Origin of the sequence: Pseudomonas sp. HMSC08G10, assembly GCF_001808425.1 — a bacterium.
Classification (GTDB): domain Bacteria; phylum Pseudomonadota; class Gammaproteobacteria; order Pseudomonadales; family Pseudomonadaceae; genus Aquipseudomonas; species Aquipseudomonas guariconensis.
Genome location: NZ_KV793331.1, coordinates 224,835 through 246,436, shown reverse-complemented (window position 1 = coordinate 246,436; position 21,602 = coordinate 224,835). Strand labels below are relative to the sequence as shown.

At 56.7% G+C, this 21,602-nt stretch carries 18 protein-coding genes, 1 tRNA gene and 2 pseudogenes; 9 read left to right on the top strand and 12 right to left on the bottom strand.

Annotated features, from left to right (window positions below):
- A pseudogene (locus HMPREF3173_RS24170) lies at positions 1–477 on the top strand (hypothetical protein); the annotation flags it as partial.
- A 595-nt stretch (positions 478–1,072) separates the two neighbouring features.
- Here the strand turns inward: HMPREF3173_RS24170 and yacG are convergent.
- The 4 genes from yacG to HMPREF3173_RS21105 are packed head-to-tail and all read right to left on the bottom strand — an operon-like array spanning position 1,073 to position 3,969.
- Positions 1,073–1,273: a DNA gyrase inhibitor YacG gene (gene yacG, locus HMPREF3173_RS21120; protein WP_043209639.1), complete on the bottom strand. Its 201-nt coding sequence runs from the start codon at positions 1,271–1,273 to the stop codon at positions 1,073–1,075.
- Positions 1,270–1,893 (bottom strand): dephospho-CoA kinase, encoded by a 624-nt coding sequence (gene coaE, locus HMPREF3173_RS21115; protein WP_043209638.1) that lies wholly within the window; start codon positions 1,891–1,893, stop codon positions 1,270–1,272. Before coaE ends, yacG begins: the two co-directional genes overlap by 4 nt.
- Positions 1,893–2,759, bottom strand: coding sequence for a prepilin peptidase (locus tag HMPREF3173_RS21110; RefSeq protein WP_070576408.1), 867 nt, complete (start codon positions 2,757–2,759; stop codon positions 1,893–1,895). The genes coaE and HMPREF3173_RS21110 overlap by 1 nt, the downstream gene beginning before the upstream one ends.
- 1 nt (position 2,760) lies before the next feature.
- Complete coding sequence (locus HMPREF3173_RS21105; protein ID WP_070576407.1) at positions 2,761–3,969, bottom strand: type II secretion system F family protein; 1,209 nt, start codon at positions 3,967–3,969, stop codon at positions 2,761–2,763.
- A gap of 217 nt (positions 3,970–4,186) precedes the next feature.
- Here HMPREF3173_RS21105 and HMPREF3173_RS21100 point away from each other — a divergent pair, with 217 nt between their 5' ends.
- The 3 genes and pseudogenes from HMPREF3173_RS21100 to HMPREF3173_RS21090 all read left to right on the top strand — a co-directional run.
- Complete coding sequence (locus tag HMPREF3173_RS21100; RefSeq protein ID WP_070576406.1) at positions 4,187–4,597, top strand: pilin; 411 nt, start codon at positions 4,187–4,189, stop codon at positions 4,595–4,597.
- A gap of 82 nt (positions 4,598–4,679) precedes the next feature.
- Positions 4,680–4,755 (top strand) — tRNA-Thr (locus tag HMPREF3173_RS21095).
- A 161-nt stretch (positions 4,756–4,916) separates the two neighbouring features.
- Positions 4,917–5,417 (top strand): annotated as a pseudogene (locus HMPREF3173_RS21090) (tyrosine-type recombinase/integrase); the annotation flags it as partial.
- Here the strand turns inward: HMPREF3173_RS21090 and HMPREF3173_RS24165 are convergent.
- A protein-coding gene (locus HMPREF3173_RS24165) for an IS5 family transposase (protein WP_371906702.1) occupies positions 5,415–6,271 on the bottom strand; the annotation gives its coding sequence in 2 pieces (ribosomal slippage) (positions 5,415–5,923 and positions 5,923–6,271; 858 coding nt in all). The pseudogene HMPREF3173_RS21090 and the gene HMPREF3173_RS24165 sit on opposite strands and share 3 nt — an antisense overlap.
- Before the next feature lie 118 nt (positions 6,272–6,389).
- Between HMPREF3173_RS24165 and HMPREF3173_RS21075 the strand changes: the two genes are divergently transcribed.
- Positions 6,390–6,647: a hypothetical protein gene (locus HMPREF3173_RS21075; RefSeq protein WP_070576396.1), complete on the top strand. Its 258-nt coding sequence runs from the start codon at positions 6,390–6,392 to the stop codon at positions 6,645–6,647.
- A gap of 138 nt (positions 6,648–6,785) precedes the next feature.
- Here the strand turns inward: HMPREF3173_RS21075 and HMPREF3173_RS24160 are convergent, their stop codons facing one another.
- From HMPREF3173_RS24160 to HMPREF3173_RS24465, 4 genes are all read right to left on the bottom strand, one after another.
- A complete protein-coding gene (locus tag HMPREF3173_RS24160; protein ID WP_083300113.1) occupies positions 6,786–9,170 on the bottom strand; it encodes a DUF4238 domain-containing protein in 2,385 nt (794 codons plus the stop codon).
- A gap of 515 nt (positions 9,171–9,685) precedes the next feature.
- Positions 9,686–10,426, bottom strand: a complete 741-nt coding sequence (locus HMPREF3173_RS21070; RefSeq protein ID WP_139146880.1) for a hypothetical protein — start codon at positions 10,424–10,426, stop codon at positions 9,686–9,688.
- A gap of 78 nt (positions 10,427–10,504) precedes the next feature.
- Positions 10,505–10,732, bottom strand: coding sequence for a hypothetical protein (locus HMPREF3173_RS21065; protein WP_070576391.1), 228 nt, complete (start codon positions 10,730–10,732; stop codon positions 10,505–10,507).
- A 451-nt stretch (positions 10,733–11,183) separates the two neighbouring features.
- Complete coding sequence (locus HMPREF3173_RS24465; RefSeq protein ID WP_139146879.1) at positions 11,184–11,702, bottom strand: helix-turn-helix domain-containing protein; 519 nt, start codon at positions 11,700–11,702, stop codon at positions 11,184–11,186.
- Between the two features lie 306 nt (positions 11,703–12,008).
- Here HMPREF3173_RS24465 and HMPREF3173_RS21060 point away from each other — a divergent pair, with 306 nt between their 5' ends.
- Positions 12,009–12,479, top strand: coding sequence for a MuF-C-terminal domain-containing protein (locus HMPREF3173_RS21060; protein WP_070576388.1), 471 nt, complete (start codon positions 12,009–12,011; stop codon positions 12,477–12,479).
- 2,470 nt (positions 12,480–14,949) lie between these two features.
- Positions 14,950–15,387, top strand: coding sequence for an acetyltransferase (locus HMPREF3173_RS21050; RefSeq protein WP_070576380.1), 438 nt, complete (start codon positions 14,950–14,952; stop codon positions 15,385–15,387).
- 333 nt (positions 15,388–15,720) lie between these two features.
- Here HMPREF3173_RS21050 and HMPREF3173_RS21045 read toward each other — a convergent pair whose 3' ends face one another.
- Positions 15,721–15,939, bottom strand: a complete 219-nt coding sequence (locus tag HMPREF3173_RS21045; RefSeq protein WP_043209622.1) for a hypothetical protein — start codon at positions 15,937–15,939, stop codon at positions 15,721–15,723.
- 601 nt (positions 15,940–16,540) lie between these two features.
- Between HMPREF3173_RS21045 and HMPREF3173_RS21040 the strand changes: the two genes are divergently transcribed.
- A complete protein-coding gene (locus HMPREF3173_RS21040; protein ID WP_070576377.1) occupies positions 16,541–16,765 on the top strand; it encodes a hypothetical protein in 225 nt (74 codons plus the stop codon).
- A 164-nt stretch (positions 16,766–16,929) separates the two neighbouring features.
- Here the strand turns inward: HMPREF3173_RS21040 and HMPREF3173_RS21035 are convergent, their stop codons facing one another.
- Together HMPREF3173_RS21035 and HMPREF3173_RS21030 are read right to left on the bottom strand one after the other, a co-directional pair.
- Positions 16,930–17,268 (bottom strand): hypothetical protein, encoded by a 339-nt coding sequence (locus tag HMPREF3173_RS21035; protein WP_070576374.1) that lies wholly within the window; start codon positions 17,266–17,268, stop codon positions 16,930–16,932.
- A 93-nt stretch (positions 17,269–17,361) separates the two neighbouring features.
- Positions 17,362–18,915: a methylenetetrahydrofolate reductase C-terminal domain-containing protein gene (locus tag HMPREF3173_RS21030; protein WP_070576371.1), complete on the bottom strand. Its 1,554-nt coding sequence runs from the start codon at positions 18,913–18,915 to the stop codon at positions 17,362–17,364.
- A gap of 263 nt (positions 18,916–19,178) precedes the next feature.
- Between HMPREF3173_RS21030 and metE the strand changes: the two genes are divergently transcribed.
- Positions 19,179–21,473, top strand: coding sequence for a 5-methyltetrahydropteroyltriglutamate--homocysteine S-methyltransferase (gene metE / locus HMPREF3173_RS21025; protein ID WP_070576368.1), 2,295 nt, complete (start codon positions 19,179–19,181; stop codon positions 21,471–21,473).
- Positions 21,474–21,602: the final 129 nt, after the last annotated feature.

The following is a 21,602-nucleotide window of genomic DNA, read 5'->3' as shown; positions in this document are numbered from 1 at the left end:
TTCTTCGCCTCCTTTGGCTCGGGGCTGCGGGGAGACGGATCGATAAAAAGCCGCTTGGGTATCTCCACGAAGAGCTTTTTGCACACCGGTGAAATACCGGGGTATGCCGAAAAGGTCGCGGGTGTGGTGCGGGCGTCGAAACTGCTCAAGAAGGGGGCTTACATTGCAATGACAATTGAGGTGGGTTCTACGGCGTTGTCCATTCATAAAGCCTGCGCTTTGGGGCGTGAGGAAGAATGCAAGGAAGCAAAATTTGTGGAAGGCGGAGCGTTGGTAGGTGGACTTTTCGCGAGCATAGGAGGTGGCGCTGTCGGCGGTAGCCGTGCTCAACTTATGTGCGTCACTTTTGGGGTATCGCCGGTTGGAAGGTTGGTTTGTACCGTTGTAGGTGGAGCAGTAGGCGGCTCGGTATTTGGTAGTTATGGTGAGGAGTTTGGGGCGTTGGCAGGAACTTCGTTATACGAAGGGTATCGTTGATGACAACTGCAGGATTAATAGGCTTGCTCATTTTGTCGTATATGGTTACGACGATTCTTTTGTTGGTTTATGTATCTTGGCGATACTTGAGCTACATCGAGTCGTTGATGCCGAGAAGCTTGGAGGTGATTTCCGCTAGGCAGGCTTATACTGAGGCAGGAATGCCGGGGAAGATGATACGTCTGGTCTCCATTTGTATGATGCTTGCCTCTTCTAAATCTTATATAAAAAGAGGGTTGGTTGATGCCGAGGATATCAGGATCTTTCCGATAACGATAAAGCGAAGGCTAATCGCGCTTCTCTATTCAATTTACTTTATGCTTGGACTGATACTAGCTTCGAGTTACTTCTGGCCGAAGTGAACAGGCTGTGCTCGCTTAGGCGCTGGGCAGAAATTTATGAACTTTCGCATTTGATGACCCTGTGTAGAGACTGCTTTAAATTCTGTGTTGATAAAACTCGTAGCCCAATGCGCTTCATGGTTATGTTTCCGCATGGAACCATGCAGCATGGTGTTATGCAGATTTTTAGAGTCTTTGGTGTCAAAGAGAGTTAGAGCCGCAAAGGGGCGCAATGCGCCCCAAAACGCCACCGATCAATGTCTCGGCTCCAAATCCCCGGAATACAACTCATCCTCCGACTCTTCCGAAGCCGGAATCTTATGCTCCTCAGCCGCCCACGCGCCCAAGTCGATCAGCTTGCAACGATCAGAACAAAACGGCCGAAACGGGCTTTTCTCGCTCCATTCCACAGGGGCCCCGCAAGTCGGGCAGTCAACGGTCAATGGCTGGCTCATGGCTGGCCTCCTCGTAAAGTCAGGTAAAAGTGATGCAGACGATCGATCTGCTCATGCAACCAGCCCAGGTCCCGGTCGTTGACCACCACGTCATCGGCATGGCGCAACCGCTCCTCGCGGGCGGCCTGGGCCTTGAGAATCGCCTGCACCTGTTCCGGGCTGGTGTTGTCGCGGGCCAGGGTGCGTTGGATCTGCAGCTCCTGTGGCGCATCGATCACCAGCACTCGCTGAGTCTTCGCGATCTGGCCGGACTCCACCAGCAGCGGCGACACGTAGATCGCATAAGGCGATTCCGCCTTGGCCAGGTAGCTGAAGATTTCCTGGCCGATCAGCGGATGCAGCAGCGCCTCCAGCCATTGGCGTTGGGCGGGGTCAGCGAAGATCAGCTTGCGCAGGGCTGCGCGGTCGAGCTGGCCGTCTTCCTGCAATACGCCCGCACCGAAGCGCTCGACGATGCTCGCCAGCGCCGGCCGGCCAGGCTCCACGACCCAACGCGCCGCCTGGTCGGCATCGACCAGATGTACACCCAGCTCGACGAATCGCTCGGCCGCAGCGCTTTTGCCGCTGCCGATGCCGCCGGTGAGCCCGAGAATCCAGGGGGTAAATGCCGCAGTGGTCATCAGTGTCCAAACAGTTGCAGGTAGGAGACGTACATTTCATCACCCCAGAGCACTGCGATCCAGCCCGCAATGGCCAGATACGGCCCAAACGGCATGGCCGACCCCATCGATGCTCGGCGCAAGCGCAACAGGCACAGGCCAATCACCGCCCCCACCACCGATGACATTACCAGCGTCAACGGCAATACCTGCCAACCGCCCCAGGCGCCGATCAAGGCCAGCAATTTGAAGTCGCCATAGCCCAGCCCTTCCTTGCCAGTGAGCAGCTTGAATAGCCAATACACCCCCCAAAGGCTCAGATAGCCGATGGCCGCGCCCCAGAGCGCATCGGGCAAGGGCGTGAACAGGCCAAAGGCATTGCACAACAGGCCCAGCCAGAGCATGGGCATCACCAGCACGTCGGGCAGCAGTTGATGATCTGCATCGATCAAGCTCAGGCCCAGCAGGCACCAGGTCAACAACAGCGCGAACAACGCTTGCAGCGACGGCCCAAGCTGCCAGGCCACCACTATCGAAAGCACTGCGCAGCCCAGCTCCACCAACGGATAACGCACACCAATGGCAACCTTGCACGCCGAGCAGCGCCCGCGCAGCCACAGATAGCTCAGTACCGGGATGTTCTCCCAGGCGCGAATGCGATGGCCGCAATGGGAGCAGCGCGAGGCCGGCAGGCACAGGTCGAAGCGCTCATGCGTCACCACCGGCAGGCCCAGCACCTCCTGCGCCTCGCGCTGCCACTGACGCTCGAGCATGATCGGCAAGCGATACGCCAGCACATTGATGAAGCTGCCGAGCAACAGCCCCAGCAGCCCGACGAAGGTCAGAAACAGCACCGGCTGATTGGCGAAAACAATCCAAAGATTCATGTCAGACCAAGTTACCCAGCTGGAAGATCGGCAGATACATGGCGACCACCAGGCCACCCACCACCACCCCAAGGACCAGCACGATGGTCGGCTCCAACAGGCCGGTCAACTGGTCGAGTGCCTGGTTGACCTGTTCCTCATAATGGGCCGCGGCCTTGTTCAGCATCTGGTCCAGCGTGCCACTGGACTCACCGATCGCCGCCAACTGCACCAGCATCGGCGGAAACAACCCATCCGCCTCCATCGCCTGATGCAGCCCCTGGCCGTTGCCCATGGCCTGGCGCAGCCGCCCAATCGCCTGTTCATGCACCGGCTCACCGCTCACCGCCGCCACCGTGCCCAGCGCATCGAGCAGCGGCACCCCAGCCCCATAGGCCGTGCCCAGGCTGCGGGAAAATCGCGCCAACGCCGCTTCGGCCAGCAACGTGCCGAGCACAGGCAAGCGCAACACCTGGCGAGATATCCACAGGCGGGCAGGGGCATGGCGCTGATACAGCTGGCGCAACGACACACCCAACATCACAAGCGCGCCCAGCAACCACGGCGCATGCCGCCCCAGCGCTGTGGATAAGTCGATCACCCATTGCGTGAACGGGGGCAGCGCCGAATCGAAACTGGCGAACAACCCCTGGAACCGCGGCACGACCTCCAGCAACAACAACGTCGAGACGCCCAGGCCCGTCAGCAACAGCAGCAGCGGATACAGCATCGCCTTGCGCACCCGCCGCTGCACCGCCCGGCGCCGCTCCAGCAGGTTGGCGAGCTGCTCGAGCTGCCGATCCAGCGTGCCGGACTGCTCACCCACCCGCACCAGGTTGCAATACAACCGGTCGAACCACCTCGGGTGACGCTGCAGCGCATCGGCCAGGCCCAGCCCTGCGCCCACATCCTGTTGCAATTGCATCAGCAGCCGCCCCAGGTGTTCATCCCCACCGCTGCGCCCCATCACCTCGAATGCCTGCAACAGCGGCACCCCGGCCCTGAGCAAGGTCGCCAGTTGCCGGCTGAAGCCCGCCGCATCCGCCTTGCCGCGCCCAGCGGGCCAGCGCCACTGCACCCGGCTCGCCGGCCGCACGCGGGCAGCGCGGATGCCCTGGCGCAGCAACTCGGCCCGCACGAACGCCTGGCTGCGCCCCTCGGTGCGGCCATTGATCTTGTTGCCGTTGATGGTGGTGCCTTCCCAGGCGTACATGCGTGTCGAATGGCTCATGCAAACGTCCTTAACTGCCGACCGACAAGCCCCGTAACAGCTTGTCGCGTCCCTGACCGGGCGGGTTTCCCTATTGATCACTAGAGTAGTCCAGCGAGCCCGGTCACCCGACGGGCAGGGGTGACAAAAGGTGTCGGTTCGGCTCTACTGCGCGCCTGTCTGCCCGGGGGCCGAGACTGCAACCCAGGCATAGCCGTATCAACAAGGAAAAGCGTTCATGAAAGGGCAACGGGGCATCACCCTGATCGAGCTGATGATTGTCGTGGCGATCATCGGCATCGTGGCGACCATCGCCATACCCATGTACACCAACCAGCAAGCCCGCGCCAAAGCCGGCGCCGGCCTTGCGGAAATCTCCGCACTCAAGACCGCAATGGAACTGCGCTTGAACGAAGGCAAGGACGTCACCGACGTCGCCGCCCTCGGTGGCCAGCCCAGCACCGCCCACTGCGCCATCACCGCCCGCGGCACCGCCGCCGATGGCACGGCCAGCATCACCTGCACCCTCGCCGACGCCCCCGCCAACGTGCTCGGCAAAACCCTCACGCTCACCCGCTCCGCCACCGGCTGGACGTGCACCACCAACGTCGAAGCAGACCTCGCCCCGACCGGGTGCAAGGCCTCCTGACCCAGGCGCCGGGGGAGGGGGAATAAGCGAGGCGAAACAAGCGTTTGCGTAACCGCCACGGCAGTGGTAGCGTTGCGCTCACGCCGGTGTAGCTCAGTCGGTAGAGCAGCGCACTCGTAACGCGAAGGTCGCAGGTTCGATTCCTGTCTCCGGCACCAGAAAATCAGTTTCCAGAAGTCTATGACTGTCTACGAAACACCCCCAAAGCCCGCCTTGTGCGGGCTTTGTTGTTTCTGTCTGTCTCGTTTTGTCTCTGGGCATCTACGCGATTTAGGGATATGGCTAGGGATATCTCGGTTCGACAAGGAAACGTATCCCTATGGCGCGCACTGTGGTGCCTCTCACCGACCCCAAATGTGATGCGGCCAAGCCTCGGGAGAAGGATTACAAGCTGTTCGATGGCAAAGGCCTCTACCTGCTGGTGAAGCCGTCAGGGGTCAAGACCTGGCGTATGAAGTACACCAAACCTGATGGCCGAGATGGTTTAGCAACGTTTGGCAACTATCCGGCGCTCGGCTTGAAAGCGGCTAGGGAGCGACGCGCTCAGGCGCTTGAACTCCTTGCTGCAGGGAAAGACCCCATCGAGCAGGCGCGCTTGGACAAACAGGAAGCGGCTAACGCCCGGGCGAATACATTCCGTTTGCTTGCACAGGAATGGCACGCGGCCTGCGCTCGTAAGTGGACACCTGGTCATGCTGCCACCGTATGGCGACGGATCGAATCACACCTGTTGCCCACCCTCGGTAATCTTCCGGTCGCGGAGCTGAAAACACGGGATCTGCTCGTCCCGCTGAAAGCGGCAGAAAAGCGGGATACCTTAGGCTCTGTCTGAAAAAAGGTGTCGTAGACACCGCATGACACAAGCCAGCGACACCATCGCACTATAGCTTTTTGCGAGCTTGTCGAAACGAGTCACGACTCGGCGGTTCTCTTTCAGCCAACCGAACATGCGCTCGATCACATTACGCTGGCGGTACTTGGGACGATCAAACAGTCGGGATAGTCCAGGCTTGGGTTTACGCTTCATTGAACGCAACGGAATAACCGGTTGCATGCGATACCGGTCACAAAAACGTCGCAGCGCATCAGCGTCGTAGCCCTTGTCGGCCAAAAGCCAGCGGCAGCGCTTGCGAGGTCGCCCACGTTTGCTCGTCGGGATGCAGACATCGTCCAGCAATGGCTGCGCGTAGCTAATATCGCTGGCTTGACCGCCAGAAAGGAGAAAGCGCAGTGGTACGCCGTTGGCGTCGCAGAGCATATGAATCTTGGTGGTGAGACCTCCGCGGCTACGGCCTAGAGCGTGATCGGCGGGTTCATCAGGGCCCCTTTTTTACCTGCACCTGATGAAGCGCGGGTAGCACGAACAGCGGTCGAATCGATCATCCAGGTCTGTAGGTCAATGAGCCCTTGATCATTGAGTTTGAGATGTAACCGCTTGAGCATCTGATCAAATGTTCCCCGATTTCGCCAAACTCGGAATCGGTGATACACCGTCCGCCAATGCCCAAAACACTCGGGCATGTCACGCCAGGCAGCGCCTGAGCGCAACAACCACAGCACGCCATCGAGCATCAGGCGATCACTTGCTCGCGGTCTGCCTCTGGTGTGGGTTGGGGTGAAGAGATCCGCAACCACATCCCATGCTTCATCCGAAAGTTCGTAGCGCTTAGCCATCACAGGATTCCTTTCCATAGATGGCTGAAACCTTACAAAATCTCAGCGCTCGTGGCACGGGAGTTGGGTTTCTCCGAATTTCAGACAGAGCCTAAAGGCAGAACGCTCAGCGGTTGTAGTGGCCCTTGAGCGTTTGGAAGAACAGTGGGATGAGTCGGTAAAAGAACTTCTAAATCTGGGATCCAAGCTGTATGCGGCGAAGCGTTACATGGGGCGTGAAGGAATGGCATTTCATCGGTTCCACGTGAGTAGCCAACTCGAAAGCTTCACGCACTGGGGGGAAGGAGATTTGATAACGATGAGCTATAAATATTCTGCTGAGCAGATTATTGATATTAAACTTCCGGATTTAGATGAGGTGAACAAAGCTGCGTGATTAAACCAAAGCGCATCATGTGTACTTCATTTCGTGATGCGCTTGGTGTCAAAAGACTGACGAGAGGTCTCTGCTGCGAGTGACTAATGCTTTCCCCCTAAAGATCAACTATGTATGGTAAAAAAGTTGAATGCGAAGCTAAGTTTGGTCTGGTATGCCAATGCCATAGATAGACCTCACTTGATTGTCGTACCGTGGGCAATTGGATCTCGCTAGGAGTCTTTGGACGTTAGTGTCATAGAGCCCGCCTTCAGGGCTTAATATATTCAGTGCGCAATGATTGTTATGGTTGGTTGTGTCTTTTATTTGATCCAAAAAAGCTGTTGTTTGGTCGGAAATAGACTTGATTTTTTCTGCATTTCGATCGTTCGACAAAATCATGCTGTCGGTCGTTCTCATTAGTTGCCTAAGTGTGGCGAATGGTCCTTGTGACTTTTGAAGGTTTTCGAGGAGTTGGTAGTCAAGTGGGGTCGAATGTATTTGCTGAAGGGCACTATGCCACGGATAGTTAACGATTCCCTGATTCGTGTGCTGCGCTTTTAATAACTCTTGCCATCTCGAACCACTGTCAGTTATTAGTACTGAGCCGGTAGCTTGTGCTGTTAATAACGAAAGTTCGTAATTTGGAGCCATTTTGAATTGGAGGAACTGACCCTCCTGGCCGGACTCGAAACGTTGTAGCATCATGAGTGGCGAGGATTCTGTCTGGCTTTCTAAATCAGAAAGCGCTCGTTTTGCATCTTCTTCGGTTAGCCCAAATTGTTGAGTCAGTGCTTTTACTTTCACGGTTTGCGGCATCATTGCTATTGTATTCAGTAGGTCCTCGGTTGCCAATTCAAAACAGCGCTTCCTATCTAGTTTGCATATATTTCTTGTTGGAGATCGCGCGGCAGCAATTCCCATGGCGGCCTCCATTAAGTCAGCATCGAATTCCATCAAGCTGGGAATCAGGTTTACAAGGTTAAGTCCAATAAATGGTTCTATTTCTAGCATGAATAAAAAGTCTTTCAAAGCTTGGTATTTGAACTTGGAAGGTGACTTTACAGGGCTGAACTCTGGCTTGACATTGTTTGGGTTCTGTATTGGTGATTCTATCAGGTAGTCGTCAAATAAGGATGCCATAGGCAGGGCGCGTAGGCTAATTGTTCGAGGGTCTATAATTCCAGTGTATAATGCTCTTAACTTTCCGTCTGGCTTGGGTAGCAGTGAGTATATGTCGGTGTCACGTGGCCACAAGGCTGAATAAAAGCCATAAATTTCTGAAACTTGATTGTCTGCTAATTCGCGCCTGACGTCAGTCCAGGTTTTGCCATTGTCTAGGCCGAGTACGCTCCGGATACAGTTGCAGAGAGCAAGGTTTCGCTCTCGAATGCTTGCTGAATCCCAGCTTGTTCGCATATCGGCAGGGATGTTGCGGCAGCAGATTTTATATTTCTTTCCGCTGCCACAGCCGCAGTAATCATTGCGGCCTATTTGAGATTCGTCAGTGCTCTTACGTAAGAATTTGTTCGGCGGATCTGCACGGCCGAATGCATCCTGATAATGAACGGAACCATTGTCAAATTGGGCGTATATTTCTCCACCGAATCCAAGAGTTTGATTGGGGGGTGGTAGCAGTACGTGCTTTAACTCTGCCCAGTCAAAAGCAGCGTGGCTTTCAGGGTAAAGCCATTCCTCTCTACCAGCGGCAACGCAAGAGTGTGATCTGCTTTTAATGATGTAGTTTATTTTAGTCACTTCTTCTGATGTAAGCTTGCGGCAGTTTATAAAATCAATCGTATTTACCATGCTATAGCGTACCCGTTTCGCATTAGTTCGCTGCGAAAGCGGGTTGACATTGTCGGGGTCTTTGGCGTACTCAAGGTTTGTTAAGATCAAGCAACGATTTTTGCTTAGCGGGAATATTGTTTGTGATCCCTTTAGTGCAATATCAGGGTCGTTTGGATATTTGCATAGTTCTGAGTTAGGAGGGCACGCATAGTTGTAGATGGTTACAGGGTGGTCAGATATTAGAAATTTAGTATCTGAGTCTTCGGCGGATACAAGCTCCCTAACGCCCTCGGCCCAAAGTGTGCAGTGTATAGATCGTAATGATTGCATTTCCATCATTAGCTGAATCTGGCTCAACTCTGGATATTTGCTTCTGATCCAGGCCAATCCTTTTGGTGTTCGTAGCTTTTGTGCATCGAGATAGATGAAGAAATCCTGGAAGTGTTTATGCCACTCTCCGTGGTCGTCAGTTAGGAACGCTTTAACAGATTTTGAGCCGTTGTCATCAATTGGGCCGAATAGTTTTCTTTCTATGTCATCGTTAATTTCTGTTCCAAAAAAAGTCGAATATAAATCTTTTTCATAAAGCTTTTGAGCGGTTGTGTGCCATTTTTTTGAATGTATTGTGTTTTGCTCTCCGTTTTTCAAGAGTATGTTTCGCTTCGTGAGATAACAGAGTTGTTTGTCACGCGCATCCATAAAACCTTCTTGATACCATTGTGCTACGTAATGATTATCTCTAGTCTTGGTCATTTTGGTTGTCGTCAGATATTGAAGGGTTTTATGCGATTCAATTCTTCGAAAGCCTATGAGCCTTCAGTTGAGTGTTGTTCCCGAGCCAATAGCAAAGTATGCATGGTCATATGGTTTTTACTGATGGTCCGGCGAATCGGGTCGAGTAGATTAGCGATGTTACGATTCGGCCCAGGCCGGCACTATATTCATAGCCTAGCAAGTGTCCCAAATTGGCGATCTGATCGTCAGTAACCGATGCGATATTGAGCCTTTGGCTATATAGAGTGAAGCCGTGCATCTAAGTTGATCCTGTCGCTTGCTTGGCAACCCTCCCATCATTCTGAAGCTTGAATAACAGCGAGTGATGCAGAGGTAGAATTCTAAATAGGTATTGTGGGCGCTTACTTCGGCGTCAGTCATATCAGTGGGCTCCGAGTTTCTGATTTTGGCGCGAAACAGCGCCCGCTATCTGCTGACTTCGCCCAGGTTTTTAAACAAGGGGCTGAGGGTGCATGTGAAAATTTGCAGCAAAACTATCTAGTATTATTAACGAAACCGAAGCTATAATCGCGAATCATATCTACGGTTTTTTGAGCCCGTTCAGGGATAGGGGTGAACTTCGGTGTCAGCTGCTCGAAATATTTTTTTGTGATATTGATAAAGTGCTCGGGTAGATCAGGGTCTGCCAGGTTCTCGAACATTCCACCTCGCTTGAAATGGCGTTCAAGGTACATCCCGACTCCATGTAGCTTGGACTGCCATGAATAGGGATAAACGTCTTTCATGTCTTCGGTCATTTTTACTGTCGGCTGGATCAAGGCCGTACCATGAGCAAGTACGTTTCTCAAAGTAAATAACACGTTAATTCCTTCCTTTACGTCCTTGTCGACATCGGAGTCAAGCGCGCTTCCGAAGTACGAGATACCAGCTGATTTAACGAGATTGTCCCATCCCCCGGAACTCTCCAGTTCAATTAGAAATTTTTGCAGAAGTCGGGTGGGCGAATCATGTTCAGTGCGGCCTGCGCGCTTTCCCCTTTCTACAGCTTCGTCCAAATCAGCCTTCACCTTCTCTGTGAGAATGGTTCGGACAGTCCCCTCCACAAAGGAAGCATTGAGGATGAGAAGGCCGAAAGCATGCATGTAACTGTAATAAGCATGCGGCTCAACACCATCGGCACTAGCCCTGCGTAAAGTCGATCGATGGGCAAGTGCCATGCTTTCGTAACTGAGTAGCAATGAAGTAGCTGTTTCCCAACCCAGATAATTTGCCATGTTTTGTCCTTACTCATGCTTGAGTCGAAAATTGCAAGCTCGAAAATTTAGCCCAGCGCACAGCTGGGTTTTAGTTTCCTATAAGAACTCGTTATCCTCGCGCGTCTCACAACGTTCTTTTATCATGCGCATAGTCTTCTCGGTATCGCTGATAACTTTGCCTAACACATAGCAGGTGAAGGCTTGGCTATTTGTTGCATCGAATCCAGGGACAATAGCTAGAAGACTCCAGCCTTCGGCTAGGCGCTTATTAACGGAGACGGGATCACGCTCCTCAACGACTTCTTCGACATTTTCAAATGACATTCCACCATTCCTCGTATTGAGGCGCCAGGAAACGCGCCTTTACTACGGGCTTAGCCCGCACTTTGGCGGGCTTGCTGGTGCTGGCATCCAGCTCGAAGCTGTAGTTTAGCGAAGCGTAGCCTATCCCTTTGGAAGCTGCCTTCTCGATGAGTTTGCGTTAGTCAGCGCCTGTTTTTCGCTGGGCAATTTAAGGCTAATGCGAGCGCAGTATTTGCCGTCAATCATGGTCCAGCAGTGAGTGGAGCGTTCTTAAGCGCAATTGAGCATATTCGCAGTCCTGAATGTGACAGGTCGACCGGATATGACCTTCTGTTCACGTAGTGTAGAAACTCAAATTTCATGCGTTTCCACATTCCGCAGACCATGCCGTGATTACTTGCAAATGGACGATCGCTAACAACGATGCTAATACGGCTGCGCAATCGCATGCATAGACGATCACTCCTAGAGTTTAAGGCTCTACCTTCGTGACCGAGGTCATGCGTTTTCGGCGGCGCTCATGGCCAGCATTTCGTTCTTCTAGCTCCTGAACCGCATGTGGTTCGAGCAGGTCCCGCAAGAGTGTCAGATCGTAGAGATTGGTTTCACTGCGATCCTTTTCTCGCCGGCGTTCGATGCGCCTCAACAGCCCTCCCGCTTCCATAGCGCGGATACGACGTTGGATCGTTGAAGCTGAGACAGCCATGGCTTGTGCCAAGGTTTCTTTCGAAGGGTGCGGGTGATTTTCGTCCTCCCACCAGTAGCTCAGCAGATGCAAAAGGATGTTCAGATCCAGGGCATCTATTCCCAACGTTCTTTGCCGTCGGATCAAGATGTTGGGAATGCCGGTCCATCCTGCCTTCGTGATTGGGGCCCCCCATTTGGCTTCAATCGAGCGCTTTGTAGGCACCACAACTGCCGGAGTATTTGAAGCTTCAGACACAGCGGATGAATGGCTTGCGTTTGCTGGGGGAGGAGGTGGTGTAGTCATAGACGCCTCAAAGGATCTGGATGGCCTAAGGCTATGAGAGGCAGAGGTGGGAAACAATCGTTTCCTGACTGCCCCTGGGGTGCAGCAGCACCTCCCACGTTATCAAGTATATGTTCTCGTGTTGTTCGACGATGAGTCTTCTCGGCTGAATGTTATTCGGTGTTCAGCAGCGCGCTCCACTGGGAGCTTCCCTTGCTCACCAGTGGGGTGCATCAGAGCGCCCCAGTCAAACGACTCACGCCCTTCTATAGCGCCTCTGGCTCGCCTTAAGCTTCCAATATGACGACAAGTGAAGGGGTGCCGCTAGTGGACAGCGATCGAAATTTTAAGACCTTGGTGGGGGTCGTTCTGCAAGCGGAGGCAGTAGGCCGGCCTCGTAACGAACTGCTTTTGGAGCTTGGCGGAACGCCAGAATCCATTATCGCATCTGGAGGAGAAATCTATAGCGGGCTGGACCTCGTCGTAAAGGGCAAAACCGTGGGGAAAATGCACTTTGACCATGGTATCCCGCGCGGTGTGATCGAACGGCTCCCGCAGATACTGAATGCGCCCCGAGCAATCTATCGCTCAGCCAATCAAGCCGTGCAAGGTGGCGGAAGCATCGTTTTGATGACATTTGAGACCCATCGAGGCTATCCGCTGATAGTGCCAGTGCATGCAAGAAAGCAGATTGGACGCGGACGGTTCTACAACGAAGTGGCAAGCATGTATGCGAAGGAAGGGCCTAACCCGGAGGCTAAGTGGAAAGCGGCGGGGCTGCTACTGTGGGAATGCTGAAAAAACAAAGCCCCAAGTGACACGACATTTCAGCTCTAATAGCTTGGTGTGGGACGTCACAATGGGGCTTACACCTCTTATGGTAGGCGATCACACCGTCAACACGCAATAACGCCTTGCGGGTAGCGGGGGAGCTACGGGCAAAGGTCAGCTGTTTCATCCAGCACCACTCACGTAGAACCGTGATTCCCCCAGCAGGTATCGCCTTGTCCACGAGGGCTGCCAGTAAAAGCCCACCTGCTGTGCCTCAGGCCTGCCCGTTAGTCACAAGAATCGATCACCTCGGTTACACCGGTTTTATCGTTACACCACCAAATTACGGTGGCAAAGTCGAGGTGTAACTGATTATTGTCCTTTAAAATCAACTAGTTGCTGATGACGTTACACATTTTACACCTGTTACACCGCTTTGCAGAACTGGTTAACTACGACCCCCCATTCCCCTATTCGCTTGTGCCTTCAGCGGTGAAATCGGTCCTCGCCACTCCCGTTTCTAGTCGCCGGGGGACCCTGAGAGATGGGGCCAGATACGGGGCTGGAAACCCGCGGCTCTTTGTTAGCGGCAGGGCGCCCAGCTTAGTGAACTGGTGAATCAGGTGAACCGGGGTGAATTGTGCAGCTTCTTGAACACCGAGCCTTATCCTTACCGCACCGGCAAGAATCAGCTCTTCATGCAGTCGTTCGATAGATTTCAATGACTGAAATTTCAGTAACCTGGTGGCCTGCCCGCTAGCGCGATGGCGCGGGTTTCCGTCCCCGTATGTTGCCCAAACTCCCAGGGTCCCCGTCCCCAGCGAGGATTGCGGTCGGGGCACTGGCCAGGCTCGGTGACTGCTGTTGGCCCCTGCGCTAGGCACAGCAGCTTTTCGCGTGCATCTTCTGATTGAGCTAGTTAAATTGAAGTAGTCCGCTGGCGATTTTGTGCGTATGGCCAAACTATCAATGCATGACAGGGAGTAGACCAATGGGGTTGAGAGCTAGATCTGTAGACCGTGCTTGGTTTGGCCGTAACGGCTTCTGGTCTAGGGGGGATTTTGAAGCAGCAGTGAGGGAGTCCGTTTCTTGGGGCGCTTTTGGGCTTCTGCTTACGCTGCTTGCCAACGTCGCGGCTGATCACTCGAGTGGCAAGTATCTGTCGATGGCGGCGCTCGAAGGGTTAGGCCCTAGTCTTTGGAACGTGGCTGGTTCTGTAGGGCTGGTCTTCTTCGGCGCCTTTTTGATACGCCCTGGTCTGGCCGGGACGGCCTATCTTGCAAACTTACTCTTGTCAGGCACTCATTCGCTGGGCGCTTGCATGGCCGGTGTAATTCTAGGAGGGCTTCTCGTCCAGATCCCAGCTATGGTCGTTGATCATGGTTGGGGATGGTTGTCGATTTGGACCGTCGTCCTGTCTGTTGGTCTGTCTATGTGTGTACTAATGAACCTCTTTGCTTGGTACATCGGATGGTTAGTAAAGCAGCAGGGGCCTTTTCAGAATTGGCTTAACGGCATTGGGGCGAGGTACAGGATCTCGGCCGGTCTCTTTTTCGTCCTCATGCCGTTGATCGCACTCGTCACTCAGAAAGTCTGAGGGGCACTAGGCATTTGGGTGAATTTCGATTTAGGGATACGTTTAGGGATACGCTTTAGCTTTTTAGATGGTACAAGCTAGCGTTAATAGGCCATATCCTCTGTTATTCGATTCCTGTCTCCGCACCAAACATCAAGGCTTGCAGCAATGCAGGCCTTTTTTGTGCTTCGAAAAAGTGTGGCGCTGAGCGGGTTCGTGTCGCCCGCTGAAGCGAATGCTGAAAACAGGTGTGGCCCTGCCGAAACTTCACGCACCCAACCTGCGACTGCCCTACTCATCTCAGAGCCTGCACGATCACTGTGTGAGCGGGATCACCCGCGAACACGGGCGCAGCCCGTGCCATCCAATACATCAACTCCGATAAACGCGGGCCGCTGACGAGCTAATCGTTTTCTATCGCTCTCACTACCTACTGCGGGCTGCGGCACTCTAAACACTAATTGGCACAGTTCCCGACAACGCCGCGTGCTTGGGAATCTGGAATGCGCCTGTGGATAACTAGCGGGAAGCCATAACGGTTCATGACTTTCTGCCTCTTTGGATTATCCACAGTCTTCGGGCCGCCCAATTGAGTGCTGTCGCTAATAGGAGGGCGCTTTTGCTCACTAACAGGGCTGCATCTGAGTCCCTTCATAAAAGAGGCCGTAGGGGGAGTGGCTAGCTGGTCAACACTGGCTGCTTTCGACCCTGCCAGCCTGACTACCGTCTGTTCCATCCTTATTTTTTATTGACGCCCCGAAAGCCTCTCAGTATCGTCCGTCCTCCCTCCTTTCCGGCCAACTCTGCCGTGAACCGCCCAGGCGTTAACTCGCGAAGCGGTCATACAAGCTGCCGACACTTAATAGGGTCGCTATTTACTAGCGCGCCTCATTTCCTATATCAAGTGTAAAGGATGATTCTATGATCATTCGTCAGGCTACTAACGCCGACCATCCGCATCTGCTCAACATTTGGCTGCGCTCCGTTCGCGCCACTCATCACTTCCTGAAAGAATCCGATATTGAGGAATTGCTTCCACAGCTCCGCGATATCTACCTACCCGCTGTTGAGTTATGGGTTGCGGTAGATGCTGAGGACTGCCCGCTAGGTTTTGTCGGGCTCGATGAAAACCATGTAGAGATGCTCTTCATCGAGCCCGGTCTGCGAGGGAAAGGCATCGGTCGCACGCTGCTGGATCATGCCCGCAGATCGCGCAGTCAGATGAGTGTTGATGTGAATGAACAAAACCCTGACGCGGTAGGGTTCTATCTACATTACGGGTTCATTCAAACAGGTCGTTCTCCGCTGGATGGCGAGGGACGCCCCTTCCCCTTGCTACACCTGAGCCTGCCCGGCTAGGGATGTAGTCGTGAGTCGCTCCTAAGTTTCTGCTTCGGGGCGATTCAAAATCAGCTTAGGCCGATGTTGAGATCTTTGATTGGCCACGGCTTTTGAGGGTTGCTTGAACATCCGTAATGGGTCGAAAGCGGCCGGTCGTGAACGGCAACTTAAAATTCAAACTGGTCATCGCCGTGCAAAGTCTTTCGATCCGAATATGAAGGGGCTAGTTGGCCTGAGCTTGCAGGTAAATTAGTACGATTTTACGCTTGGGAGTTTGAAGGCTATCGAGCCTGAAACTGCCCCCGGTGCGGCACATTCGAGAATTCTAGTGAAGGATTTTGGAGCCACCTATCAGGCGCAGAGCACCACAACCCCATCCTCTTCCTCATCCGGCACTTCATCCGTGACGATCACCCGCGCATGAGCGCTGCGCTCATCTTCAATCCGCAACCCGAAATACCGCTCATCGTTGTCATCCCAAAACGCTTCCACCTGGGCCATGGAGGCGTTTTCGAGGAGTACCTCGGCGCTGTGTTCCAGGATGATCGAGTAGCGTGTTTGGGTATTCATTACAAAGGGGCTCGCGAAGGCGGGGTGGTGGGGGGGGCGTAAAAAATGCGATGCCATTATGCCGTCTTGCTGGATTTCAGCCCTAACCACTCATCGTTTCAATGACGTTTCTGTACCCAACGGTATGGCTATCCGTCGGGTTATGGACGGGCGGCGGGGCGATATCGTAGCAATACCTTTCTGCCAGAGCCTTTGACCTTGCGCTGACGCAGCCACAGAGATAGATTCCCCACGTCGCCGACGCATCGGCGACGCGACCTTGGCCGGTCGGAATCGAAAGGCGCATCAGCGCCCAGTCTTCATCGCAGGCGCTTTTTTTGTGCCCGCGATGTTGCGTCATGGCGGTGGTGCGCGGGACACCTTCGGGTGTGCCGGGCCCCTTTCGTCCCGGTCGGCCAACCCGCGCACTGCTGCCACCTCAACTTGCTTGGCCGCGAGCGGTGGCAGTTCCACAACGAAAGGAACTCATGCATGACCATTGGAAGTCTCTTAAGGATCCTCGCATCCGCTCTCCGCCCAACCACCCCAACCCCGCCTCCCCACCGCTTCTACCCCATCCACACCCAGGGCAACCCAACGCCGGCCACAAGGCAGGTGCCCCATGACTGACCACGAACGCCTCACCACCCTACAAAGCTACGTCTGGACCCTCGAACTGCTCGGCGAATCGCTGGTGCAGCGCGACGAGCAACTGGAGTGCGAGCACGAACCCCAACTGAGCTTTCGCGCCTCGGCGGGAATACATCAGGCGATCAAGATCATCAGCCGGTTGGCCAGTGAGCAGTGTGGCAAGTTGCTGGGCGATGAGGAGCGCGTAGGCAGTTAGCCCGTGATGCTTGATTGAAGCCGCGTCTTGTTGTCAGGACGCGGCTTTTGTTTGGGCTGTGGATAAGTGGGAGGGAGGGGGGAGCGGTGGTGTTCTCTGCGCGGGTAAACCCGCTCCCACAGGGGGCGTGCTGCGCACACTTCTCCCACTGCGCGTGCTGCTCCTTACTGCGGGTTGGCCACGTCTGCGGCCATGCTGCGCAGCAGGCCGGCCGATAGGGCGGTGTCGGGCAGCGAGAGGATGGTGTCGTAGAGCAGGACCATGCTGTTGCAGGTCGCCTTAGGCTCATGGGTGAACTGCTCCGGGCTTGCGGCGATTTCCACGGCGCGGCGGTCCTTGGCCATGACGCTCATCAGCACGCGGCGAAAGTCTTGCTCGTACACCGACAAGGGTTTGGCGTGGACCGGGTGTTTGGCCGTTTGCTCCACCACGTCGTAGGTGATCAGTTGGCGTTGGGCGATCAGGTCGGCGAGTTTGTTGGCTTCGTAGAGCGTTTCGTTCATGCCGGTCCTTGAACTGCGTTGGCTGTCCTAATGGCCGGTGAGTGTAAGTGGGGTGGGCGGGCAGGGCCACCTTTGGGCCCAATCGCCGTGGGCTCAGTTGTCCAGCTCGGGCACTTTGCTGGCGTGCAGGGCAGGCGCTTTGGGCTCGGGCTCGGTGACCGACTGCGGCGCAAGGCCACTGCCACAGGGCTTGGCGATGGTGGTGGTCGCGGCGGGGGCTTGGAACCAGGTGGGCCAGGAGCTGCGGTGGCGGGTGTCGGCGTCGATGCAGGGGATCAGGCGTTCGGTGAGCACGGCGGTTTGCCCGACGGCCTTGGCGGTGCGGTACTTCACGCTGTGGATGCACTCGCGATCGCCGAACTCGCAGCGGTTGAGCGTGGTGCCGCCGCAGGGGCCGTTGGCCAGGCCTTTGGGGCAGGTTTCCGGGCAGATGTAGAGGGTGTCTTCCAGGCGGCAGGTACCGCAGGTGTCGCACCCGACCAGAGGCCTTTTCGCACTGCGTTCCAGGCGATGGAGCACGCGGGCGCCGGTGGGGGTGTTCCACAGCGGGCGTTGCACGGCCCAGCCGAAGGCCTGGCTCAGTGGGTGGCGGCGGCTGAACAGCAGTGAGTGCAGGCCGTGCAGCAGGTGATAGCGCGCGGTCTCCTTGGGCGAGGCGCTGACCTGGGACTCGCCCAGTCGCCAGTTGGCGCCGGGCGGGTGGAAGGTGACGTCGGGCAGGCCGGGCATCTGCCAGCACGCTTGCCAGGCGGGGGTCCATTGCTCCAGCGAGTGCAGGCGTGCCTGCCAGTGCTCGAGGCTGCGCTCCAGGGTGTCCAGCTGCTCCAGGTCGTGGATGCCGGAGAGGTGGATGCCTGCATAGCCCATCAGGCGCAGGCCGATGATCTGCAGGGCCAGGCGTTCGAGGCTGCGGGCTTGGGCGTGGGCCTTGGAGACGGCGGCTTCGGCGGCGAGCACATCGTGCATGGACGGGGTGACGACGATGCCGGCGACGTGCTCGAAGATCTTCGCGCGCCCCAGGGTGAGGCCCATCACGCAGGCCGTGAGCGGCTTGGGGTGGGGCTGGCGGCGCATCCACTGGATGGCTTCAAGGTGCTTGCTGGCGTCATAGCCCAGTTGCAGGGCCAGAAAGTCCGCGCCGGCGGCGAGCTTCTTTTCGGCCTTGAAGTATTGGGCGCCGCCTTCTTCCTCGCGGTACTTGAACGGGTGCATGCCGGCGCCGAGCAGCCAGTCGGGGCGGGCTTGGCGCACGGTCTGCAGGGCAGCGATGGATTCGAGGTAGCGCACCGGGCGCTGACCAGGGACGTGGCCGGGCAGGCGGTCGCCGGTGAGCAACAGCAGCTGGTCGAGGCCGGCGGCGTCCATCTGCTGCAACTGTTCCAGCAAGTGGTGGCGCTCGCGGTCCTTGCCGGAGAAGTGCAACAGGGCCGGCAGGGGTTGCCTGAAGCTTGAATAGGCCTCCAGCGGCGACATTTCGAAGGGGCTGCCGACCCGGTCGGCGATGGCCATGGTCATGGGCCAGCCGCACAGGTGCTGGCGCACCATGAGGGCTTCGATGCTGGCGAAGCGCTCGCTGGAGGACTTGGGCACGAACTCCAGGATGCAGACGAAGGTGTTGTCGTGCAGCGCGGTTTTCAGCTGGCTCATGGGCGCTCGGGTATCGGGTTGGGGCACGGTGGCATTGTGGGGCAGGGCGAGGGTTGGGTCATGTCCGGTTGCGTAGGGAAATGCGCTGAAAGAGACATTTGGGGTGGCTGTGCTGGCCCTTTCGCGGGTGCTTTGTTGCGCTCGAACCTGTTCGACGATCATGAGCAAATCTTGAGTTGATCTCAAATTTAATGAGTTTGTCTCACAATGCCTCAGCCGGGAAAATTCCCTCATTCAATTTCAAGATTTCTGAGGGATAAGACATGGCACTGGCGCACAACCTGGGCTTTCCGCGTATCGGTGGGGACCGCGAACTGAAGAAGGCCCAGGAGGCGTTCTGGAAGGGCGAGCTGGACGAAGCCGGCCTGCGCGCCGTGGGCCAGGCGCTGCGGGCCGCCCACTGGCAGGTGCAGAAGGACGCCGGGATCGAGCTGCTGCCGGTCGGCGATTTCGCTTGGTACGACCAGGTGCTGACCCACTCGCTGACTTTCGGCGTGATTCCGGCCCGCTTTGCTGGCCACGAGGGGGCCAAGCCAACCCTGAACACCCTGTTCGCCATGGCGCGAGGCGTCAGCGACAGCTGCTGTGGCGGTGGCCACGCCCAGGAAATGACCAAATGGTTCGACACCAACTACCACTATCTGGTCCCGGAGTTCACCGCTGACCAAGCGTTCGCCCTGAGCTGGGAGCAGTTGTTCGAGGAAGTGGAAGAGGCCAAGGCCCTGGGCCACGCAGTCAAGCCGGTGGTGATCGGCCCACTGACCTACCTGTGGTTGGGCAAGACCAAGGGCGCCGATTTCGACAAGCTCGAGCTGGTGGATCGCCTGCTGCCGCTGTACGACCAGATCTTCAACCGCCTGGCCGCCCAAGGTGTGGAGTGGGTGCAGATCGACGAGCCGATCCTGGCGCTGGATCTGCCCCAGGATTGGAAGAACGCCTACGAGCGCGTCTACAACATCCTGCAGCGCGCACCGCTGAAAAAGTTGGTCGCCACCTACTTTGGCGGCCTGGAAGACAACCTGGGCCTGGCGGCTAACCTGCCGGTCGATGGCCTGCACATCGACCTGGTGCGGGCGCCGGAGCAGTTCCCGACCATCCTCGACCGCCTGCCGGCCTACAAGATCCTCTCCCTGGGCGTGGTCAACGGCCGCAATGTGTGGCGCTGTGACCTGGACAAGGCCTTGGACGTGCTGCGTTACGCCGCCGAGCGCCTGGGCGATCGCCTGTGGGTGGCGCCGTCGTGCTCGCTGCTGCATAGCCCGGTGGACCTGGCCCGCGAAGATCAGCTCGATGCCGAGCTCAAGAGCTGGCTGGCCTTCGCTGTGCAGAAGTGCCAGGAAGTGGCGCTGCTGGCCAAGGCGATCAACACGCCCGAGGCCGATGAGGTGATCGCGGCGCTGGCCCAGAGCCGCGCCGTGCAGGCCAGCCGCGCCACCTCGCCGCGCATTCACAAGCCGGCGGTGCAGGCCCGCGTGGCGGCGATCCAGCCCAAGGACAGCCAGCGCCAGTCGCCCTTCGCGCAGCGCATCGCCAAGCAGCGGGCGGGGCTCGATCTGCCGGCGTTTCCCACCACGACCATTGGCTCGTTCCCACAGACCTCTGCGATCCGCCTGGCGCGCCAGGCGTTCAAGCAGGGCAAGCTGACTGAGGCCGATTATGTCGAAGCCATGCAGAGCGAGATCCGCCATGCCGTGCAGATCCAGGAACACCTCGGCCTGGACGTGCTGGTGCACGGCGAGGCCGAGCGCAACGACATGGTCGAGTACTTCGCCGAGCAGCTCGAAGGCTACGCTTTCACCCGCTTTGGCTGGGTGCAGAGCTATGGCTCGCGCTGCGTGAAGCCGGCGGTGATCTTCGGCGACCTGAGCCGGCCGAAGGCCATGACTGTCGGCTGGATCCAGTACGCCCAGGGCCTGACCGACAAGGTGATGAAGGGCATGCTGACGGGCCCGGTGACCATGCTGATGTGGTCCTTCCCACGGGAGGATGTGAGCCGCGAAGTCCAGGCCCGCCAGCTGGCGCTGGCGATCCGCGACGAGGTGGTGGATTTGGAGGCGGCGGGCATCAAGATCGTGCAGATCGACGAAGCCGCCTTCCGTGAAGGCCTGCCGCTGCGCCGTGGCGCCTGGCCGCACTACCTGGAATGGGCCACCGAAGCCTTCCGCCTGTGCGCCTCGGGCGTGCGTGACGAGACGCAGATCCACACCCACATGTGCTACAGCGAGTTCAACGATGTGATCGAGTCGATCGCGGCCATGGACGCCGATGTGATCACCATCGAGACCTCGCGTTCGGACATGGAGCTGCTGGAGGCCTTCGAGCGCTTCGACTACCCGAACGAGATCGGCCCTGGCGTGTACGACATCCACTCGCCGCGCGTGCCGAGCAAGGACGACATCATCGGGCTGCTGAACAAGGCGGCCCAGCGTATCCCCGCTGAGCGCCTGTGGGTCAACCCGGACTGCGGCCTGAAGACCCGTGCCTGGCTGGAGACCGAGGCGGCGCTGGTCAACATGGTGGCCGCGGCGCGGGAGTTGCGTCGTACGGCACTGGCCTGATTCGAGCCCTGAGCTGACGCTACATCGTGATTGATGTAGCGTTTTTTTGTGCTGGCACGAGAACGAAGTCGCGCTCGACAGGGTAGTGGCACATTAGTAGCATCCATGCCCGCGATGGAGGCACCCCAC